This window comes from Tardiphaga sp. 37S4, assembly GCF_021044645.1.
GTDB lineage: Bacteria > Pseudomonadota > Alphaproteobacteria > Rhizobiales > Xanthobacteraceae > Tardiphaga > Tardiphaga robiniae.
The window spans coordinates 649183-669917 of record NZ_CP088008.1; the positions used below are offsets into that span (position 1 = coordinate 649183).

Below are 20735 nucleotides of genomic sequence, written 5' to 3' on the forward strand. Positions count from 1 at the left end.
ATCGCATGTCAGTTGGTGAAATCACGCATATCGGACGTCCGACAAACCGGGTCGACGGTAGGCTGAAGGTGACCGGCCAAGCGCACTACGCGGCGGAGTATCCTGCTGACGATCTGCTCTATGGCTACATCGTTGGCAGTACGATCGCCGCTGGACGGATCGCGGCGATGCACTTGGATGCAGCAAGGCAGTTTCCAGGCGTCGTCGAAATCTTCACGCACGAAAATCGCAGCAAGGCGGCATGGCTTGATCGTAGCTGGCGGGACCAAGTCGCGCCTCCTGGCCATCCGTTCCGGCCGCTGCATTCGGACCGTATCCTGTTTGACGGTCAGCCGGTCGCGTTGATTGTCGCCGAAACGTTCGAGGCCGCCCGCGATGCGGGCTCCCTGGTTCGCATTGCCTATGATGTCGATGCGCACTGTACCGAGCTTGAGGCGAAGCGGGCAGAGGCCTATGTGCCTCCGAAGAAGCGTAGCGGTATTCCGCCGCCGCCGGACCCGCGCGGCGACGCTGAGCAGGCGTTTCAAGATGCACCCGTCAAGATCAGCCGCGATTACCGGGTCAATGCCGAGCACCACAATCCGATGGAGATGTTCGCCACCACCTGCGTGTTCGAGGGCGACGGCAAGCTGACGATCTATGACAAGACGCAGGGCTCGCAGAATGCGCAGGGCTATGTCACCTCAGTGTTCGGCCTGCGGAGCAAGGATGTCCGCCTGGTCAATCATTATGTAGGCGGCGCCTTCGGTGCCGGCTTGCGACCGCAGCACCAATTGTTCTTCGCCGTCATGGCCAGTCTCGAACTCGAACGCTCGGTCCGGGTGTCGCTGACGCGCGCGCAGATGTTTCATATCGGCTACCGGCCGGACAGTTTCCACACCGTCTCGCTCGCCGCCGATCGCGATGGGAGGCTGCAGTCGATTATGCATGATGCCGTTGCCTCGACCTCCCATTACGAGGATTATCAGGAGGCTGTCGTCAATTGGTCGGGCATGATGTATCACTGCGACAACGTCAAGCTGACCTATCAGCTTGCCAAGCTCGATACGGCCACGCCGTGTGACATGCGCGCACCCGGCGCAGCAATCGGCGTGACAGCGCTCGAATGCGCGCTCGATGAACTTTCATACGAACTCGGTATCGGTCCGCTCGAAATCCGGCGGATCAATTTCGCCTCGAAGGATGAAAACACCAACAAGCAGTTCACATCCAAGGCGCTTCTGGAATGCTACAGCAAGGGCGCTGCGGCATTTGGATGGGAGAAGCGAAGCCCCAAGCCGCGTGCCATGAGGGAGGGTCGCGAGCTGATTGGATGGGGCGTCTCAACGGGAATGTGGGACGCCTTCCTGCAAAAGGCCCAGGCTACTGCGACTCTCAGGGTGGACGGGACGCTGGAGGTGGCAACGGCGGCGTCCGATATTGGCACTGGGACCTGGACAATCCTGACGCAGATCGGCGCCGAAGCGTTCGGATTACCACTCGGAGACGTTCAGGCCAGGATCGGCGATTCGACTCTGCCGATGTCGCCGGTCGAAGGAGGTTCGTGGACCGCAGCGTCAAACGGCTCGGCAGTTCAGGCCGCATGTGAGGCGGTCAAGCATTCTCTGTTCAAGCAAGCCAGGAAGATGGCCAATTCGCCTATTGCGGATGCAAGTTTCGAAGACGTCGAGGTTCGGGATCGACGCATCTTCCGGACGGATGATCCGGCGCGCGGGCTTTCCGTTTTCGAAGTCATGCACGCCGCCGAGCTCACGGAAATCACCGAGCAGGGCAAAGTCAGCCCGAACCTGCGGCAGATGCTGAAATACATCAGCTACACGAATTCCGCCGTGTTCGTGGAAGTGCGCGTGGATGAAGATCTGGGTGTCGTTCGCGTGACGCGCGTCGTGTGCGCGGCGGCGGCGGGCAAGATCCTCAATCCCAAGACGGCCCGCAGCCAGATCCTAGGCGGTGTGGTGATGGGAATCGGCATGGCGCTTCACGAGGAAGCCATGACGGATCATCGCCTCGGCAAGATTATGAATGCCAATCTCGGCGAATATCACGTTCCGGCCCATGCCGACATCGAGGATATTGAAGTGATCTTCGTCGATGAAAAGGACGACAAGGTCAGCCCTCTTGGCGTCAAGGGCCTGGGCGAGATCGGCATCGTGGGAACCGCGTCTGCCGTCGCTAATGCGATCTTTCACGCAACTGGTGTGCGGGTGCGTGATTTTCCCATCACGATTGACAAGATTTTGAACGCTCCACGACCGTCCTGAGTTCATCTCGTACAGGCCCAAGGGTGGCATACGCCGATGGAGCTTCACTTGTCGGCTTTGGAACCCGGGCCGCTGCATGACTGAGCTAAATGTCCGTAAGCCTCGGATCAGGAGAGCGCGTGAAGATCGCTACCTTCAACGTGAACGATATCAACAAGCGATTGCCCAATCTGCTGGCATGGTTGAAGTCGTCGAAACCGGATGTGGCCTGTCTTCAGGAGTTGAAGGCCGCCAAGTCCGAATTCCCGGAAAATGCGCTGCGTAAGGCGGGCTATTTTGCCGAGTGGGTTGGGCAGAAGACTTGGAATGGCGTCGCAATCCTCGCTAGAGAATCCAAGATCGTGGTAACGCGCAGGCGGTTGCCTGGTGACGAGAGCGACGACCAGAGCCGATACATCGAGGCTGCCGTCGATGGCGTTCTCGTTGGCTGCGTCTACGCACCCAACGGCAATCCGCAGCCGGGACCGAAGTTCGATTACAAGCTCGCCTGGCTGAAGCGTCTGAACGCCCACGCCGGCAAACTGCTCAAGTCCGGTGCTCCTGCTGTTATCGCCGGCGACTTCAACATCGTGCCAACGCCCTTCGACATCTACTCGACCAAGTCGTGGGACAATGATGCGCTCGTGCAGCCGGAAAGCAGGGCGGCGTTCGGCAAGCTCCTCAAGAAGGGGTGGATCGATGCGCTGCGCGAGCAGCATCCGGATGAGCCGATGTATACGTTCTGGTCGTATTGGCGGAACCGCTACGAGCGTGACGCTGGCCTTCGCATTGACCATCTGCTTCTCAGTCCTGAGCTGAGCCCGCGGCTTGCGCAGGCCGGTGTCGACCGAAAGGTGCGCGGCAAGCTGGATGCAAGCGACCATGCTCCAGCGTGGATAGTGCTGAAGTAGTGCTACTCCTTACTTTTTGGCTTTCCGATCAACCCGGACGTCGCGGAATTCCTCGGGCCCTTTGAGCAGGCGCCGCTTCCGACTGGCCTGATCGTCCGCACTGGCGCCCTTGTCCGTCAGCGTGTCGATTGCGCCGGCGGCCATCTCACTGGCACGGGCTCTATGAGCGACGTTCTTTCTGCGAGACGGTTTAACGGTAAGGCCCAGTTCGACAAGGCGGCGCACAGCTTCTGAGAGTCTCGGAGCGTCCGGCTGAAACTCGGCCCAATGAACAATCCTGCCGCGTAGTTCGTCTGCGGCGCGAAAGCCGAGCATTGGCGTTTGGCCGGTCGCAGGTCGGCCTTTTAATTTTTGCTTTGCTACTGTCGTTTTCTTCATAAGATAATGTTTAGCATAAATGCCAGATAGGCGAGAAGCTGGAACTCTGCGTCATGTTATTGAGTTGCGATCTCCTAGGGCACGCCGTTTTAGCGGACTTTCCCCCTGCGCCTTGCTAAGCAGTGTGAGAGCGGCCGACCGCCGCATGATGCGAGGAAGCCGTGGCGAACGAACTGACAGCGTCCGAACAGGCCCTGCGCGATCGGGAAAGCGAACTCGCGGAGGTGCAACGGATCGCGAAAGTCGGCGGTGTGATCGTCGACCTGCGCGATGGATTTCAGAACCGACGATCACCTGAATATCTCGCCATACACGGGTTACCCCCTGAAGCTGCAAACGAGACACATGAAGACTGGGTCGCCAGGCTTCATCCCGACGACCGGGAGCGCGCTGAGCGGCAATTTCTGGACCTTCTGAAAAGCAATGCGGAACGTTATTCTTCGGAGTATCGCATCATTCGGCCCAGCGACGGGGAAATTCGCTGGATCGTGGCGGAGGCGCGTATCGAGCGTGATCCAGAAGGCCGACCGCTGCGGATGATCGGCGCTCATATCGATATCACGGAACGTGCGATCGCCAGAGAGGCGCTACGCGAGAGTGAAGAGCGGTTCCGATTGATCGCCGACAGTGCGCCAGTCCCGATGTGGGTGACACGTCTTGATCGGACGCGGTCCTTCGCAAACAAAGCCTACCTGGAATTTCTTGGCCTTGAATATGAAGAAGCGTTGGCTTTCGATTGGAGGACCATCCTTCACCCGGACGATATGGCGCGCGTCGTGCGCGAGAGCATTGCAGGTGAGGCATCCCTAAAGCCGTTCGTGCTGGAAAGCAGATATCGACGTGCGGATGGCGCGTGGCGTTGGGTCAGATCCGAATCGCAACCCCGATGGGACCCGGCGGGTAAGCATATCGGCTTTATTGGGGTTGCCCACGACATCACGATTGCAAAAGAAGCAGAGATCGAACTACGTGGGTTGAATGAGGTGCTTGAACGGCGGGTTGAAGAGCGAACCGCGCAACTTCATACCCACGAGGCTCATTTACGAGCCATTTTGGAGACGACCAACCAGTATCAGGGATTGCTCGCGCTCGATGGTACGCTCGTTTTCGCCAACGCGGTCGCACTTGCCGCCATCGCGGTCGAAGCGAAGACAGTCCTTGGGATGCCGTTCTGGGATACGCCCTGGTTTACTGCGACGCCCCGTATGCCCGAACGAGTTCTCAGCGCGTTTAAAACCGCACTGAGCGGCGATGCGTGGCGCGCCGAAGTTCAATTGAACCTATCCGGGACGGAGCGGCATCTCGACCTCGCCATGCGCCCGGTATTTGGCAGTGGAGGTGGGATTACAGCCGTCTTGGCAGAGGCCGTCGATGTGACCGAGCGTCGCCGGAACGAGGACGCTCTGCGCCAGGCTCAGAAGATGGAGGCGGTCGGACAACTCACCGGAGGCGTGGCGCACGACTTCAATAATCTCTTGACGATTATCAGGTCAGCCACAGATTTTCTTCGTCGGCGCGATCTTCCAGATGAGAGACGAGGGCGGTATATCGACGCGATTTCCGATACAGTTGACCGTGCGGCCAAGCTGACCGGACAGTTGCTTGCATTCGCTCGCCGACAGCCGCTTGCTCCGCGCGTCTTCAATGTTTGTACGCAGGTCGCGAGCGTGGCGAATCTGATCCGACCACTGGTCGGCGGCCGGATTCAGATTGATCTGGAAGTTGAGACTGCCGACCAGTTCGCCATGGCCGATATAACGCAGTTCGAAACCGCGTTGGTCAATCTCGCTGTTAATGCACGCGACGCCATGAACGGCGAAGGGCGCCTCGTCATTGGTGTCGCGGCAGTCGACTCGATCCCGGGGATGCGTTCTCATCCTCTGAAGGAGGGCGACTTCATCTCGGTCTCCGTAACTGACTCTGGCGTCGGCATAGCTAGCGAGTACCTGGATGCGATTTTTGAGCCATTTTTCACGACCAAGGACGTGGGAAAAGGAACGGGCCTCGGCTTGAGTCAGGCCTTCGGGTTCGCCAAACAGACGGGCGGCGAGATCGGCGTCAAAAGCACGCTTGGAGCGGGCGCGACGTTCACAATTTATCTGCCGCGGGCCGAAACTGGCGCCGAAGTCGAAAGCAGCGCGCCGCCATTAGCAAGCGCGGCGACAAGCGGGCGGGGGCACCGCGTTCTTGTTGTCGAGGACAATACGGACGTCGGGGGATTCTCGACAGAGCTTCTGCAGGATCTCGGATATGCAACCGACTGGGTGACGTCAGCTTCCGCGGCACTGGACGTTCTAGCCAAGGACGAATTCGCATTCGACCTTGTGTTTTCGGACGTCATCATGCCCGGCATGAACGGGGTGGAGATGGCCACGATTATCCGCGACCAATACCCTGGATTGCCGGTCGTTCTGACAAGTGGCTACAGCCACGTTCTAGCCGAAAACGCCCATACAGGCTTTGAACTCATCCAGAAGCCGTATTCGGTTGAGCTTTTGTCGCGCACGCTGCGCAAGGCGATCACTGACCGACGGACTGAATCGGCCTAGCGCTGCTAGATTGGTAATTGGAACTGGGATTGCGCGTCGTCCCCCTTCGTCCGAAGTGTCGATAGCGACACACCGAGCAGCCGCACTGCTTTCGGCAGTGGCATTGAGCGCTCGAGAAGTGATATTGCGACCCGTTCGAGTTCTCCACGGTTTGATACGGCTGTCGGCATTGATTGGCTTCGTGACATGATTTCAAAGTCAGCGAACTTCACCTTCAGCGTGACGGTTCGCCCGCGGTTTCCGGTGTTCGCGCAGTGCTGCCACACTTTGTCGACCAGTGGCTGCAGCGCAGCGACCATGGCGTTGAACTCGGTGAGGTCGTCGAAGAAAGTGTTCTCGGCGCCGATGGATTTCCGGATGCGGTTGGCGCGGACAGGACGCTCGTCTATGCCGCGTGATATCCAGTAGTAATAGGTCCCGGCTTTGCCGAAGTGCGCTTCCAGGAATGTCAGCGACTGGTTCCGGATGTCGAGGCCTGTCTGGATACCCAATCCACTGAATTTGGCCGCAGTCGCCGGGCCGATGCCGTGGAACTTGCTGACGGGCAGCGTCTCCACGAAGGCCGGGCCCATCTCCGGAGAGATGACATACTGACCGTTTGGCTTGCGATGGTCGGAGGCGAGTTTGGCCAGGAACTTGTTGTAGGAGATGCCGGCGGAGGCGTTAAGCCCGGTCTCGTCCTTGATTTTAGCGCGGATCGCTAGCGCAATGTCGCGCGCTAGTCGAATACCCTGAAGGTTTTCGGTGACGTCCAGATAAGCCTCGTCCAGGGATAGCGGTTCGACGATCGGCGTGTGCTCGGCGAAGATCTCGCGGATCTGCTGGCTGATAGTCTTGTAGGCCTCGAAGCGCGGTTTCACGAAGATCAGATCTGGGCACTGACGCTTGGCCGTAACGGACGGCATCGCCGAGCGGACGCCAAATTTGCGGGCTTCGTAGCTCGCTGCTGCCACGACGCCACGCTCCCGTGAGCCGCCGACGGCGACAGGTTTGCCGCGAAGCTCTGGATTATCCCGCTGTTCGACTGATGCGTAGAAGGCGTCCATGTCGATATGGATGATCTTACGCTGTCGGATTTCCGGCGCGACGTCGTCCGTCACCGGGCCATCGGTTTCCATTTGCTGTCTCTGATCGCCAGCATCGCCTTCGCGACCGGAGTGGATGCGCGATCGGCGGAGCCCTCGGCCGCTGCCTCGACGGCGCGCCAGTCGATCAGGACGGTCCCGTCGGGAGCGACCTCGTAAAGGCCCACGCCCACCGGAACGCCCGAGATACGCTCGGTTCGGACGGGGCGCTGCGTGATGTCTTGCGCCGGCGCGGCGGCGGGCAGCATAATGGCGAGGGCGGCAATCCATTCACTGCGCATCGGCACCATCCTCTTTCTGACCTCGGGCGACGATCTTAAGCGATCCGTCTGGAAGCTTGCGCTGCAAATACTTGGCCTCGTCCCACGGGGCATTCATCCAGACGTCGATCTCCTCCTGCTTGGTGAGGATGGCAGGCATCGCTTTCGGATGGATTGCGAATACCTCGGTGTTGGCGTCGGTGGTGAGGAACGCGAATAGGTCGTTGGTCGTCTCGCCTTCCTTCACCTTCCGGACGGAAGTCCAGTTTGTCCACAGGCCGGCGAAGCAGGTGAGGGGGCGGCTCTCGTCGAGTGCGAACCAAATGTCGCCACCGGCATCCTTGTTGAACTCGCTAAACGAAGTGAACGGAACGATGCAGCGGTGCTCGGTCCCGTACCAGCGCTTCCAGTGGGCGCTCTTCGCGTTCCGGATGTTGGTCGTACCGCCGTCCGGCTCCATCCGGAGTAATTCCTTGAAGTCGAACTGCTTGCCCTTCGCTGCCAGTTTGGCAGCGCGTTTCTGAGTGGCTTCGAGCAGTGCCTTCGGGGACGACGGCATCCCCCAACGCGCCAGCGTCAATTCCCGTCCGCCGCGGGCGTTGCGCACGATAGGTGCCGCATAGTCAGGGAAGATGCCTGGCATTGCAGGCAAGTTCCCGGTGCTGTCGATGTCGAAATTGAAGAGCCGGCGGATGGCGTCCTGGTTCTTCGTCATCGAATAGAGATTGCACATTATCAAGTGTCCGTTCGCAATTGCCGCGGTCGCTCGCCTAACTGTTGCAGCGTCGCGGACGGCCGCTTCCCGGCCTTTCTGCATTTCTCGCATCTTAGCTTGCTGGCGAGATCATGCACGAAGGTGGTTGGCGGACAGCGTAGCGCAGCGAGGTCGATGTTGTTTGGCGTCTTGCACCGCGAGCATTCAATCTCCAGCCAGGGGAAGCTGCCGTTGATGGCCTGATCAATCGTTGGGGAAGGATCTATCGGCTCACCGTCCGCCCACATGCGCTCGTTCCAGCTTTCGCAGAGAAGCCGATCAGCCTGCCTGATCAGGGCGTCGCCCTTCGACCTCATCTCGTCGGACTGGGTGGCAAGGATGGCAGTCATTCCGCGCGCTTTCCCGAGCTCTTTGCTCAGAGCTTTCCGGTGGCCGCCGGAGAGGGGCGTGGGATGATATTTCGGAGCCATATGGGCATCCAGGCGCGACGGTCAAAAAGAAGAATCAAAAATACTATGTCGTCTCAAATGACGGCCAGCACCCGTCTTCCTCAAGGCGTCCTGTGCGTTCTTGGCAGCCGTTGTCGAGCAACTTCTTGCCGACGTCTTTCCAGATGGCATGGGCTCCGTAGAGACGCACAGCATCCACGGTCTGAATTTCCACGATGCGGTCGCACCGTCGGCAGGCGACACGCAGAACATGGCGCGGAATTTCCGATAGGCGCCGTTGCTGGATGGGAACGCCGGTGCAGATCTGACCGCGAGGATCCCGGACGATCGAGTCCCAATATGCTTCCGGCAGGTCGTCCGCAGGGCCGGGCATGGGGCTGGCAGGTTCGGGTTGCCGGTCTAGCTTGGAAGCCAACTTTTCCATCTGTTTGGGCGTCGGCATGCGCCAGCTTGCGGGTCTGTCACTCATGTCTGCAATTAGAACATATCAAGAACAAAAGTCGAGTCCGTGGAGGTTGAATCTCGCGCCCCCTAAACGGCGGGTATGGGTCTGTGTCGATCCCCATTGGCCCACTTCGGCAGAGGCGGATTTGGAGGTGTTCTAAAGAACCAATTTCTTCTTCCCGCGTCACGCTATGGGCGCGGAGGATGAGATGCATACAAGGCGCACAGTCAGGGAGCTTCGTGACAAGGTCGATAAGTATCGAGCTATGGCGCGTATGACCACTGATCCCGAAACGGCCAGACGTATTCTTGAACTTACTGACGAACTGGAACAACAGGCCCGTGACATCGAGCGCGGAAAGTAAGGCCGCCTCAGCGAGCGGTCTCTAGGGCACGGTATACGGAGCAGGCGTGAACAAGCACTCCGATTCCGTCAGGCCTTTCGTGAGACGACAATCCCAGAACTTCTCGACCATGACGCCCGCTATCAAGATAGCGAAACACACGAGACAAAATACTGCTGGCCGACTGTCAGCTTTCATGCCGGACATTTGAGCCGATGGCGAGGAGGGCGTCACGGGGGCAGCAGGACAACGAGGAATCACACGGGCACGGCTCCAGCTCTCGGTCCAGGGAAGGCTTGATCAACCTCGAAGTAGAAAGGCGTAGGCGCCTAGCACCGCTAGCCCACCCCCGAGCAGCCAAACGACTAGACCGATTGTCAGCATTTTGGCTGGGACAGGCGTGTGATCGGTCTGTGGAGTTTCGTGAGGGGCGACGGCTGTTTCTCGATCGGCTGGCATGACACATCCTTGTGGCCGCACCTTGCCGCCATGGATGAACGAACGGCTTGCAGATCATAACGTTCCCATGCCGCCATTTGGCCGGCGTCACTCCCAGGGCTTCACACCTTGTCCCACTAACCGAGTGTCGTGCCGACTTGGTTGGAACGATATGCCCGATCGCGAGCTTGTGCTGCTGCAGCGAGGAGATCACAAAATGACACACGAAACGCCACTACCGGCTGCCGAGCCGGCCGAGGATTTGAAAGATGTCGTCATCGATGGCGTCAAAGACGCCGCCGACCGGGTCAGCTCAGCGATCGACGAGGGCCGCAAGCCCGGCAGACCGTTGGACATTCTGGCAAAGGTCACACGGGACGCGCCATTGGGCGCCCTCTTGGTTGCTTTTCTTTTCGGGGCAGCGATTGCACGGCGGCGCCGTTGGTAGGCAGATGAGTTACGATCCCGCTCGCGAAATTGTCGACGGCTTGCTGAAACTAGGCGCGCTGAACGTCCAAATAGGTGTCTTGATGTCCGAGGCCGTCCTCGCCGCGGGCGGCTCCATCAGAAAGTTGTCAGCCGATATCGTTCCAGATCCGCCACCCTCCCAGGCGCAGATAGAAGCCGTCGCGCTTGTGCTCGAGCAGGAAATTCTCGGAAACTACGAACTCGGCTTCCGAGCCATGCTTCGGCTGAACTTTCCGCGGGATCGGCTTCGAGAAATCGCCGTTACAGCGCTGAATGCGGCGCGCGACGTTGCAGCCGCGGGGCAGCTTACGCACCTGCCGGGGAACGATGCTCGATAGCCGGTGTTCCAATGCGGTCCCGTCCGTTTAGAGCCGGAGCTATCGCCATTGGAGCCATCATGTTTGCATCTACTCTCGTCGCAATGACCGAAGCTTCCCTTCTCGGCTTCGAAGCGAGCCGGGTCGTCGCACTACGTATGCAAGTTTTTATGCTTGGGGGGACGGCCGCATGGGATGAAGCTGATCTAATGGTCCGCGAAAAGACGAAAGCCTTCGGTCGGGCGTTCCTTGATCTTGCGGCCGGGTCATCCCAATCAGCCGTCTGCGCTGACCTCAGAACAATCGTGAAAGAAAACTACGATCGGCTCTCCGAACGGCACTAGCGGTATGGAAGGTCGCTGGTCGGACCCCGGAACGTTTCAGGTAACTTTACATTCAATCAGTGAGGCCGCGCCCCAACGCGGCTTCGAAAAGGCCCGTCGCATTGGAGTCCTCCGGTGCGGCGGGCTATTTGTTGGTCAGTGGGTGTTGGTGTCTTTCCACTTCTCCAAGTCCGGCTTTGGTGTATCCGGCAGGCTCGGGTCGGTGGTGTTCTGAGCGTTCTGCTTCCAGGGCTCGTTGCTCTGTGATTGGTTACCCCAGTCCTGCTTATCGCGGTCGTCTTCGCTTGCCGGGTTTGTTTTCTCGACGCTCATGGCCTGTCCTTTCTTTTATATGTTCATGACCTCGGGTTTAATCGTGTGTTCCCGGTTTGCGCGGAACGAATCCAATTCGTGCCGTTTGATAGGCATGAGAAACAATCCTGCCCAACTGGTTCACCTCGCTGTCCTCATGGAAGAGGCGATTCAGATTGCATGGGATTATCTGGAACGGGCAGGCGAGATCGAGGACGCCGAGTTCTGCTCGCACACTCTACTCCACTCGGTTGAAACCATGATCCGGCAGGGGATACGGAGCCGCCTGCTACTCTCAAACAGAGCCATTGCTCAATACATGGAAGCTCTTGAAGCTCGCACGCTTCGAGCGGCCTCCTAGAGGGGCCATGACGATGGTGACGATGGTAATGGGTGGAAATCAAATCTATCTCAGGCGCCAGCAGACGGGCGTTGGATGGCTCGTCGTAAAGTGGCTGGCTTATTGTCAGGCTGACAAATGTCGACGCTTGAACCGACAGCCTCAAGAGACGCAAAGGGGCGACGATAATCTAGGACTTGGCGTCCTCGTCATTTTCCTGTTGGTGCTAGGCTTGCCTCTATTGCTGTTGTGAGCCAAGAGCTAGGCCACCGAAAGCAGGATACTTCGATCGCATCGCCGGCCGTCCAAGGGCGGCAACGGCGCGCAGAACCGTTGCGCTGCTCTCAGCGAGGCTGATCAGTCGCGCGATGTCTTCAGGCGTCCAGGTCTTGTTAATCGGGCGTCTCGCCATGGGACCGATCTCGCGGGATTAGTCAGAGGCTGGAGTCGGCCAGCCCGTGACGCCCGTCGAGATGCTACGAACAGTGATCGTGTGAGGGGCATTTTTCTTGTGTATCGGACATGCCGCAAACATGTTAAAAACGACGCGAATGACCCACAGCGGACATTTCTATTTTATAGATTGCGGGCTGTTCAATTGGGCCGCGCGTTCGATTTCGCACTGACGACTTAGCTCCGGGACCAACCGAAACACTCGGTCGGACATTTTTCTGATCTCAGGGACTGTCAGTCCTGCGCTTCTGCCGCCCTGCCAAACGCCGTAGCCTGAAATCCAGCTATTAGCGTAAGTGAAGAGATATCCTTCGAACATACTGGTGTTGGCGTAGATCGCGGTTCGGATGCAACCGCAAGTCTCGCGGTCTCTTATTGCTTCTCTCGGACACGTCAAAGAGACCAAAGCCGCGTTGGATTCAGACGTCCTCAGATCGCTTATCGCGAAGGCATTTTCCGCGAAGTGGTACGGTCTATTTAGGCCCCACAGAAACCACAAGCTCAATCCGACCAATATGACAAGAAGAGCAAGTTTTTTGGTCATTTAGCCATTTCAGATTACCTGCCCCGGCTCCATCTTTGCCGGCGGCTCCATCAATTTTGTCCGCGCGGGCCGCATGCTTTCCTTGCTCTTCGATCTCGTGAAACTTGACCAGTGTGGCATATCACGACGACCCTTAAGCGCGCGATTTATGAGTACACGCCCTAGAAGAGAAAACATGGTCCTGCATCCCGCCATACTAATGGACGGCGGTGAGGGCTTCACGGGGGATTGGTCAGGAGGAAGGAACTCTCCACTAGCGTCCCCACCACAGCCCGATGCGCAGCAGCAGCTTGACGAACAAGTATAGTCCGAACACCGTCAGTACCGCGGCCGTGCCGAGAGCAGCCAAGAAATTAAGCGGATCGCTTTCGTAAGTGATCATATTGAATTGGCTCGGCCCATCTGTACCGTGAGATCGACCGAACAACTCGCCCGTTGAGAACAAACTCGTCAGTTGAGACAGGCCAAACCACAGCATAAAGCCAATACAGCAGATACCGAGAGCGACTAACGTATTCTGCTTCAACATCGGCGGCATTTCATGCGAGTTTGATGCATCCCGCCATTTTACCCGATGGCGGGGAGGGCGTCACGGCGTTAGTGTGAGCCGAAATAGACCTTCACCGGCTCGGTCCATTGGGCGCCGTACTTCGTCTTGATGGTCAGCGTCATGCTCAATCCTTGTTTGTTCAGGAACGCGGCATCCAGCCGACTCTACGCTACGAATTTTTGAGTATGCGAAAGAACCTCTCTCTGGAATTGGGATTCTGCCGCTTGACCCAGTCCAGATTGTACTCGCCGTCAATCAAGACCCAGCCTGTCTTGTTTGGCGCGTCGCCCCCGCTTAGCGAGTTAAAGGTGCAACTCGCCTGCTCTTGAATGACAGCGCCCACGGCATCCAAAGCCCGGTACGTGATCAGTGCTTCATACCGGACAGGCTGGTTTGATCCGATCATTTCTCTGCGATGCTCAGGAGCGACGGCCCGGCGTGGGTCAGCAAAAAATTCTTGATGGCTGAGTGCAGTGGGAATGATGGCGGTGCGATAAGGACCCGTCCGAGATCGGTTGCGCGCGCTATAGCCTTCCGACGCGTTTGAGGCTCCGGCCATTGCACTCTTCGTTGACATCCGGTGCAACTTGGTGGCCGCAAGGCCTGCAGGCTCTGCTCAATCGTAGAGAGAAGTTGGCTCGGCATCTCCAAAGCGTCGTCGGCTGTGACGCCGGGATGGAGCTTCAGGAAACTGAAGCCGACGTTGTTATTGGCGGCACAGTGCGCGTCGACTGTTCCAGGGAGGCGTGCGACCGGTCTATGATGCCTATTGGAGTAAACGTTCTAAGGCATCGCCAACCTACATCCCGGGTCCGCATGAACCAGTTCCGCGTCAAGTGGTCGAGTGTCACTCCGCAGGCACGACTGCGCGCGGTCTTAGCCACAATTCCAAGCGCGTTGGTGCTATCGCGTTTCAACCCACCGGGAACCCCAAACTGAGTTAAGTTTGGGGACGCTGAGATCATCCAGGATATACAGGAAGCCCCTAAATACAGGACCGATTTCAGTGCCGGAGTTGATGATGCTGTTTTTCGCTAAAGTCACGATCAAGTCAGCCTCTACGAATCCTACTGTCCGTGATCGACGAGCACTTGATTGCATGCTTTTGAGATGTTGGCGCGGTTTTGCTGCAGGCAGCTCAGGATCACTAAGTCACCTTGGTCAATGACCCGCGCGCAGAATTTTTTAACATCGGGCGCGCACGCGGCCTTTTCCTGATCGGTGCCTCCTTGCTGCGCGAGCACCGGAAAAGCAAGGAAAGAGGACGCCGCAGCTACAAGCGTGATAAATCTCAACATATTCATTCCTCGGTTGGCTAGTCTAAGTGCGCCATGTCCGGGTTGTTCCACCGCTGGGTGTTTGATCTCGCCCCAGGGCGCTGCAATGCAGATTTCGCGTTGAAATGGAACTATCCGAACACACTCGTCTTGTTCTGCATCACCGCGCCCGGACCCGAGCTCGCGGTACATTCAGCAGCATTAAACCGGAGAACTGTTCATGTGCGAACTTAGAGCCCTTTGTTTGACTGCCGTAGCGGCGTTGGCACTCGGGATGTCGATCCATCCGTCGTTCGCTCAGGGCGCAAATCCGGAGTTGGAAGCATGTCGGACAACCGGCTTGATCGCTCTTCGTGAACGAAATCCCGCGGTAAAAGATGTCACTTTTGATGTGGACGGGATGACCGTAGCGAAGGCGAACACGAAAGTTGAAGACACGCCCATTAGGACCATCGTCATCGGCGACGCTTATCTGGAGAAGGGCAAACAAGATACGCGCCGGACTTTCCTCTGCCTGATCGGCGAAAAGGGCAAAGTACTCTTGACGTTCTTCACAGATAAGTAGCGCGCGGAGGGAAAACAGACTGTCCGGCCGCTCTGAATTTGCCGCTGCGTTGCTCCGCGCAGCCATAATGTGATTAGACGGTGCGACGGGTGATGTCTGATCATCAGACCTAGGTATATCAAACCGGGTCAACCACGACACAACCCAACTCCGCAATTGAACGGCGGTCAAGCACATTGAAGTGAGTCGTTCCTGGCGACTGGCCGTCACGCCCGGCTCGATCGTCTTTGCGACGGCGAGGACGGCTTTCTCGACCATGTCGTCATCGACATTCGCCATCACAAGCTCGAAGGTTTCGCCATCAACGGCCGGTGCCTCGAGGACCAGCTCCGACACGGCCTCGGCTTGGACGGTCTCGATGGCATCGAGCGTGTCGATCACGCTCATGTCCGCTTCGGTGAGGGTGTCGATCGCCATCAAGGCGAAGCTGGTGGGATCATGGAAGTTAATACGCGAGGCGAGACCTGTTCTCTCGCAACCGCCCGGCACCGGCAGCGAAGTAGAGTCCGACCAGGACCTCCAAGCCCTATTTATTTATCGAAGCAACGGGCACATCCAGAGTGTAAGTGAAGCCCGATGGCGGGTAAGCCAGATGGACAGAGCCGTTCAACTGCTGCCCTAGCGACTCCATCATGCGCGTGCCGAAGCTTCGGCGTGTAGGCGAATAGACATGGGGGCCGCCGGTCTCTATCCATTTTAGGGAAAGACGCTGTGATGGACCGTCGACCGTCCATTCTATCTTCACGCGGCCCGCGGGGTCTGACAAAGCTCCGAATTTCGTGGCATTTGTGCAAAGTTCGTTGATTGTCATCGCCAGTGCGATCACCGCAGCCGAAGCGATATCAAGTTCCGGCCCTGATAGAACGAAGCGGCCAGCAATCTTCGTGTCAAAAGGCTCTATGGCCTTGCGGAGGGTCATTCCAAGCTCGGCGCCGGCCCAACTCACCTGCATCAGCAGGTCATGCGCTCGACCGAGAGCGAGAAGCCGCCCCTCAATCGCTTGCTGCGCATGCTGGATACTTGTAGCGGTTCGCAGGCTTTGCGACGCGATAGCGCTGACCGTCGCGAGCGTGTTTTTGATCCGATGATGCAATTCCCCAAGGACAAGTTGTTGCAGCTTATCGGCAGCTTCGCGCTCCTTCGCGTCTATCCCCGCTTGGGCGAGCAGTAACTCGGCGTCTATTCCGGCCTGTTCCAACAACAGTCGCAAGCTGTCGTTTTCGGCCGTCAGGGTTTCCTCGGCGGCAGAATGTGTGCCCGATGTCGGATTAGCAATCGAAGCTGCCTGTCCAGAGACAACTTCGAGCGCGCCTTTGCCGATCATGTCCTGCAGTTCAGCGATCATCTGTTCACTGTCAATGGGCTTACCAAAGAACCGGCTATTCTCAGGCTTCTCTTCAGCCGACGGATTGATCTGACCAGAAACAAGGATGATCTTGATGTCGGGCCATCTCTCATGAACCGCGTGTGCGAGCTTCAGTCCGTCGATGCTCCCTGGCATCTGGATGTCTGAAAACAGAAGCGAGATGTCGGATCGTGCTTCGAGCACGCTGATGGCCTGATCAGCATTGGTTGCTTCGACTGCAGTAAATCCTGCGTCTTCGACAATATCGACGGCGCGCATACGCAGAACCATCTCGTCTTCGACGACCAGTACGTTCGTTTCGCCAGATGAAATCACCATAAATGCTCCTCGTTGCGGCGGGAGCATTGCAGGGCCCTCAGTCACCGAGTGCCTGTTGATTTGGAGGTGATGCCTGACTCGTACTCGCCCTACCGTTTGATGTCGATGTATTTATTCCCACGGATCAGGCGTCGGAGACGGAACTTAATATCATAGAGTGCATTGGCACGAGGTCCCCGCGAACGCCGGGAGACAAGGTAAATCATGACAGTTGCAAATGACGAGAAGACTCTGTGCGAAGTGCAGCGGCTAACGAAGGTTGCGCGCGCAACCGACGAGGGGATCTTGCGGGCCGATTAGTACAAGAGGGCGCAGCTGTCCCGAGAGCATCAGGCCAAATCTGCCGACGCTCCAGAATGGTAGGGCGGCGATCACCCCCAAAGGGTTCGCGAAGAAGCAACCTTCGCCTGGAAGCATCAAAACCTTGGACGGGCACTTCAATCCAAAGAAGTAAGGCCACCTGCAGCTTGTTTAGAATCTTGTTCACAATAAAAAAAACCGCCGGCATTTTCGCGCGGCGGCTGCCGGAACCTGTCAAAATAGATTGGTTCTTAAAACCCCCTCCGGCGAACCAATCAAAACACACTGATCCCGCCTGACGAAGAACCGTCTGGGTTCCCGCGAGCGGAACAGGATGGCGCGTTGCGATTGGACAACACCTTCTCAGCGGTCGAGAAAATCTCTCTCTCTTGGCACAAAGTGCACAGGACTTTCCCGAGCAGGCTCATAAAGTGTTCTCTCATCTGAGGGGCGGTCCATAAGCGTTCCCACAGCACAGGGAATACGACCTCAGAGATTATGAAGCACGCTGCCGAAAGGTTCTCGAACTGCATCGATCAGGGGTTCTTTCGTCGCTGATTGCAGAACGGTTTTTGGAGTTAAGAGCCTTGCCGTAAACCGAATGATCAGAAACGCCATCGCCAACGGAGAATGAAACGCCCCCGAGGCTCAGGGTTAAAAGGCGGGAGTCGCCATTCAAGCTGATGTCTTCAGCGCCGGTTAAGTTTTTCTTTAAGCTCTGGCGATGATATCGGACGACGCGAATCGAACAAGGATCGAAGGGCACATGATCGGCGCTTCCCAGTTTGGATTGGTATCGTCACCTCAGTTCGGCATGCCCGCGCCGCCGTCGCAAATCTCGGATGCCGAGCTTCGCACGATCGAGACAATTGAGCCGCAAAAAAAGCCAACGGCCGAGGAGATGAAAGCCATATGGCTGGCAGATCATCCGGTGATCAGTCCAGCCGAGGCGTTCGCGTCGGGCGCAGAATTGGGTCCACCAAGCGGGGATGGCTTGGCCGACAATCAGACCAAAAACATTCACACCGAAATAAAAGTCAACGGCAAGGTTATCGCGAGAATCTACAACAGCGGTGCCGTCGAGATCGCCGACGAATACAGGTTTCTTGCCGACAAGGTCGATTTCGCCGGGGACAAAATGGTCGGTCCTGATCTTGCCGAAGATCGTGCAGGCCGGATCAAGGCGGTGTTGCAGTCTTTCGGCGCAGTGATGAACGACGAGCAGGATCCCGTCGGCACGCTCAACGCGCGGATCACTAAGGCACCGATAATCGAGCTTCTGAAAGCGAATACCGCGCTCACTCAAGAAGCTTGGCTTAAGGAAAAAGGCAAAGAGGGGCCACTCGATCCTGGCTCTTTTCTCTCGCGCATGGCCTGAGCTACAGAGCGCCGGGGCTCAGAACGATCAAGCAAGTCGTCACGCGGTGTAGGTGATCGCACGCACGTTGCCCGGAGTGCGGGAACCAGAGCCGGTCGCGTTACTTGACCTCCATCACTGCTCGGATTTTGGCTTTAATCAGTGATGAGAGCACAGCTCCCGCCCGCAATGGGAGCGCATTATGTGTGCCAAGTGTATCAGCCTGGAAGATCAGATTACTCGATATCTTGGTTTCGCCAGGGACGTAGACGCTTTAACGAAAGGGCGCATCTGCGATCTGGTTTTGCATCTTCAAAAGCAAAAAGCAGCAATCGTACATGGCGAGGATACGGTCCAGCCGCTGGCTCTTATGTAGATTGCCCACGTCGGCAGTAGTCAAATCAAAGTTTGACCCCTATCTCCTGCTCGCTGCGAGGTTAGACGTTCGCCGCGGCACTAGCTTGAGTAGAAATATAGCCTGACATGCAACCTTTGGGCGCTTAGACACTTATTGAAAGCCGACATTGGAGCGGCGATCAATGAACGCCCATATCAAATCGATATAGAGCGAAAGATTCGGCTCACCGGCGTTGCCACCGAGCTGCGACAGTTTTCGACAAGCAGGCATGGAAACATCGAGGGATGGAAAATATCTCATCTGTTTCGTGACGCCCAAACGGTTGTACAGGCAGATGAAGCTGAACTGCGTTTGGCGATTTGGCGAGCGAAGGCGATAGCGCCCATCAAAGCCTGACTTTATTTGCGCTGGTGATCCTGGCGTGCACCAGCTTCTCTGGCGGAAGGGGCGGGGTGGCGCGGTGTACAGATTGCAGGTCCGGGGCCTCCGTAGAAGCGGGTAGCGGACCGGGCGGTGCAATGTTCTCAACATAAACCTTCATGCTCTCATTATGCGCGCATACTTCGCATTTAGCCATCATCCAAGGGCCTTACCGACTTCGCTTTCGTGATGTGCCTCGGCACTTTGAGATAAGCACGGAACGAGTCCGGTGACCCCACGTTCGAAAAGCAAGAGCTTCACGAACAGACAGGTTGTACTCCATGCAAAAGATTACGATGATCGGCGCTGCGGCGCTTCTCCTCGCGGCTGCCGCGATGACCAGTGCTTCCGCCGAGAAATCCCGCGCGCGCCATCCCAGCCAGAGCGTCAACACGGGACAGGGCATGACGACCGGATCCGGCCACACTTATACAGGTGGGAACGCCGCGCTGAAGGGCAACAATGGCAATTCGGGGCAGGGGGACAACTCGCTGGGCAACGTCAAGGGCGGCAACATCGGCGCCGGCAAGTAACATTTCGGAGGGACCATGAGCAAAGAAACTCCCAAAGATGATCCCCACACGGAGTCAGATTGGGCTCCAACGAAACAAACCGACAAGCCCTGGAGAGGCGTGCCGGAAAAGGAACAGTTTGATCAGGACCGAGAAAAGCCGGACCTTGAAAAGTGGAAAAGGACCGACACTCATTGACGATTGCGGCGGACTTGCATCGATCTTTTCGATGGGTCGACGATTGAGCCGTCCGAGCAATATGCTCGGGCGGCTTCTTTGCGAAAATGGTTTCGCGCCTTATGGATGGATGTCCACGAGACGGCGGCGTCGATCCTCTCCTGCGGTCTGGCCCACAGCTCGGACACGAATCGGTGCCTCCGGCAACGGCATTCGCGACGTCTTCGGTGGGGGACCGTCATCCTCATCAAGGGATCGGAGAGCTGCGAGAATATCACCGATCCTTACAGTCTCATGGGAGCCTGGAATCTGGCGCAGCCACGGCTTCCCTTCGACAGTAAATGCATCTGATGCCCAAGCAGCTAGGATGCATCTCTTTTGCAGGGCGTCTAAGAAGGGATTCGCAAGAACCTCCCGTGGGTGCGTGAAGGTGCTAGCGAGCAGAGAATTTGCGTGGATTTCATTCATCGACATGGCACTGCTTGTCATGTAGGGCCTCCTCACTCCTTTCGTTTAAAGGCGATTGTCGATGTAGATTTTCGCCGCGTTCGGTCAAGGGGTGAAGCTAAATTTTTTCGCACCCCCTCACGGCGTTCACCCCAAAATGGATTGGAACAGGGTCGAAGGAATTGGAAGCAGATGAAGGGCAAGGTCAAGGAGCAGTGGGGCAAGCTCACTGACGATGACCTCGACGTCATCAACGGCAAACGGGAGCAACTCGAGGGTGGTCTTCAAGAGCGTTATGGCTAGGCCAAGGACCAGACCACGAAGGAAGTCGACGACTGGTATGGACGTCAGAGTTGGTAATCAGCCGCGATGGCCGCGGTCGTTTTAACCTTGGGCGCAGCTGCCGCCGATCTAGCAGCTCGTCCCTACACTAAAGCCCCGCTCGCTCCGATTCCGGTAGGCTACCACTGGTCGGGCTTCTATCTCGGTGTCATGGGTGGTTACGGCTGTTCGGATCG

22 protein-coding genes and 1 pseudogene are annotated in these 20735 nt (G+C 57.5%); 11 read left to right on the forward strand and 12 right to left on the reverse strand.

Annotated elements, in window-relative coordinates; all coding sequences use genetic code 11:
* Positions 1-5: 5 nt before the first annotated feature.
* Together LPB73_RS03105 and xth are read left to right on the forward strand one after the other, a co-directional pair.
* Positions 6-2261, forward strand: a complete 2256-nt coding sequence (locus tag LPB73_RS03105) for a xanthine dehydrogenase family protein molybdopterin-binding subunit (protein ID WP_231079577.1) — start codon at positions 6-8, stop codon at positions 2259-2261.
* A 119-nt stretch (positions 2262-2380) separates the two neighbouring features.
* Complete coding sequence (xth, locus tag LPB73_RS03110) at positions 2381-3151, forward strand: exodeoxyribonuclease III (RefSeq protein WP_231079578.1); 771 nt, start codon at positions 2381-2383, stop codon at positions 3149-3151.
* Positions 3152-3160: 9 nt separating this feature from the next.
* Here the strand turns inward: xth and LPB73_RS03115 are convergent, their stop codons facing one another.
* Positions 3161-3529 carry a hypothetical protein gene (locus LPB73_RS03115; protein ID WP_231079579.1) on the reverse strand — a complete coding sequence of 123 codons (369 nt, stop codon included), beginning with the start codon at positions 3527-3529 and terminating at the stop codon, positions 3161-3163.
* A 161-nt stretch (positions 3530-3690) separates the two neighbouring features.
* Here LPB73_RS03115 and LPB73_RS03120 point away from each other — a divergent pair, with 161 nt between their 5' ends.
* Positions 3691-6078: a PAS domain S-box protein gene (locus LPB73_RS03120; protein WP_231079580.1), complete on the forward strand. Its 2388-nt coding sequence runs from the start codon at positions 3691-3693 to the stop codon at positions 6076-6078.
* Between the two features lie 5 nt (positions 6079-6083).
* On the opposite strand, the gene dinB is transcribed toward LPB73_RS03120, so the two are convergent.
* From dinB to LPB73_RS03145, 5 genes are read right to left on the reverse strand one after another with little or no spacing between them, the layout of a single operon-like run.
* Entirely contained in the window at positions 6084-7196 is a 1113-nt protein-coding gene (gene dinB, locus LPB73_RS03125; protein WP_231079581.1) for a DNA polymerase IV, read from the reverse strand.
* Entirely contained in the window at positions 7175-7444 is a 270-nt protein-coding gene (locus tag LPB73_RS03130; protein WP_139285941.1) for a hypothetical protein, read from the reverse strand. Before LPB73_RS03130 ends, dinB begins: the two co-directional genes overlap by 22 nt.
* Complete coding sequence (locus LPB73_RS03135) at positions 7434-8156, reverse strand: SOS response-associated peptidase (protein ID WP_231081053.1); 723 nt, start codon at positions 8154-8156, stop codon at positions 7434-7436. Before LPB73_RS03135 ends, LPB73_RS03130 begins: the two co-directional genes overlap by 11 nt.
* Before the next feature lie 2 nt (positions 8157-8158).
* The gene (locus LPB73_RS03140) at positions 8159-8608 is read right to left on the reverse strand and encodes a hypothetical protein (protein WP_231079582.1); all 450 of its coding nucleotides are present in this window, start codon (positions 8606-8608) and stop codon (positions 8159-8161) included.
* 43 nt (positions 8609-8651) lie between these two features.
* Positions 8652-9029: a hypothetical protein gene (locus LPB73_RS03145; RefSeq protein WP_414716853.1), complete on the reverse strand. Its 378-nt coding sequence runs from the start codon at positions 9027-9029 to the stop codon at positions 8652-8654.
* A 1001-nt stretch (positions 9030-10030) separates the two neighbouring features.
* On the opposite strand from LPB73_RS03145, the gene LPB73_RS03150 reads away from it, so the two are divergent.
* From LPB73_RS03150 to LPB73_RS03160, 3 genes are read left to right on the forward strand one after another with little or no spacing between them, the layout of a single operon-like run.
* The gene (locus LPB73_RS03150; protein WP_093760790.1) at positions 10031-10261 is read left to right on the forward strand and encodes a hypothetical protein; all 231 of its coding nucleotides are present in this window, start codon (positions 10031-10033) and stop codon (positions 10259-10261) included.
* A gap of 4 nt (positions 10262-10265) precedes the next feature.
* Positions 10266-10619, forward strand: coding sequence for a hypothetical protein (locus LPB73_RS03155; protein ID WP_231079584.1), 354 nt, complete (start codon positions 10266-10268; stop codon positions 10617-10619).
* Between the two features lie 59 nt (positions 10620-10678).
* Positions 10679-10942 carry a hypothetical protein gene (locus LPB73_RS03160; protein WP_093760786.1) on the forward strand — a complete coding sequence of 88 codons (264 nt, stop codon included), beginning with the start codon at positions 10679-10681 and terminating at the stop codon, positions 10940-10942.
* A gap of 135 nt (positions 10943-11077) precedes the next feature.
* Here LPB73_RS03160 and LPB73_RS03165 read toward each other — a convergent pair whose 3' ends face one another.
* The 6 genes from LPB73_RS03165 to LPB73_RS03190 form a co-directional block, all read right to left on the reverse strand.
* Positions 11078-11254: a hypothetical protein gene (locus LPB73_RS03165; RefSeq protein WP_170849799.1), complete on the reverse strand. Its 177-nt coding sequence runs from the start codon at positions 11252-11254 to the stop codon at positions 11078-11080.
* Between the two features lie 1569 nt (positions 11255-12823).
* Positions 12824-13099, reverse strand: coding sequence for a hypothetical protein (locus tag LPB73_RS03170; protein WP_231079585.1), 276 nt, complete (start codon positions 13097-13099; stop codon positions 12824-12826).
* A gap of 190 nt (positions 13100-13289) precedes the next feature.
* Positions 13290-13679 carry a hypothetical protein gene (locus LPB73_RS03175; RefSeq protein ID WP_231079586.1) on the reverse strand — a complete coding sequence of 130 codons (390 nt, stop codon included), beginning with the start codon at positions 13677-13679 and terminating at the stop codon, positions 13290-13292.
* A 508-nt stretch (positions 13680-14187) separates the two neighbouring features.
* Positions 14188-14418: a hypothetical protein gene (locus LPB73_RS03180; protein WP_093761175.1), complete on the reverse strand. Its 231-nt coding sequence runs from the start codon at positions 14416-14418 to the stop codon at positions 14188-14190.
* A 139-nt stretch (positions 14419-14557) separates the two neighbouring features.
* A complete protein-coding gene (locus LPB73_RS03185; RefSeq protein WP_231079587.1) occupies positions 14558-15379 on the reverse strand; it encodes a hypothetical protein in 822 nt (273 codons plus the stop codon).
* Positions 15380-15488: 109 nt separating this feature from the next.
* Positions 15489-16646: a sensor histidine kinase gene (locus LPB73_RS03190; protein ID WP_231079588.1), complete on the reverse strand. Its 1158-nt coding sequence runs from the start codon at positions 16644-16646 to the stop codon at positions 15489-15491.
* Positions 16647-17712: 1066 nt separating this feature from the next.
* Between LPB73_RS03190 and LPB73_RS03195 the strand changes: the two genes are divergently transcribed.
* From LPB73_RS03195 to LPB73_RS03215, 5 genes and pseudogenes are all read left to right on the forward strand, one after another.
* Positions 17713-18324 carry a hypothetical protein gene (locus tag LPB73_RS03195; protein ID WP_231079589.1) on the forward strand — a complete coding sequence of 204 codons (612 nt, stop codon included), beginning with the start codon at positions 17713-17715 and terminating at the stop codon, positions 18322-18324.
* 490 nt (positions 18325-18814) lie between these two features.
* On the forward strand, positions 18815-19057 hold the full coding sequence (locus LPB73_RS03200) for a hypothetical protein (RefSeq protein WP_231079590.1): 243 nt from the start codon (positions 18815-18817) through the stop codon (positions 19055-19057).
* Between the two features lie 305 nt (positions 19058-19362).
* Positions 19363-19614: a hypothetical protein gene (locus tag LPB73_RS03205; protein ID WP_231079591.1), complete on the forward strand. Its 252-nt coding sequence runs from the start codon at positions 19363-19365 to the stop codon at positions 19612-19614.
* A 15-nt stretch (positions 19615-19629) separates the two neighbouring features.
* A complete protein-coding gene (locus tag LPB73_RS03210) occupies positions 19630-19791 on the forward strand; it encodes a hypothetical protein (RefSeq protein WP_170849797.1) in 162 nt (53 codons plus the stop codon).
* Between the two features lie 583 nt (positions 19792-20374).
* Positions 20375-20517: pseudogene (locus tag LPB73_RS03215) on the forward strand (CsbD family protein); the annotation flags it as partial.
* Positions 20518-20735: the final 218 nt, after the last annotated feature.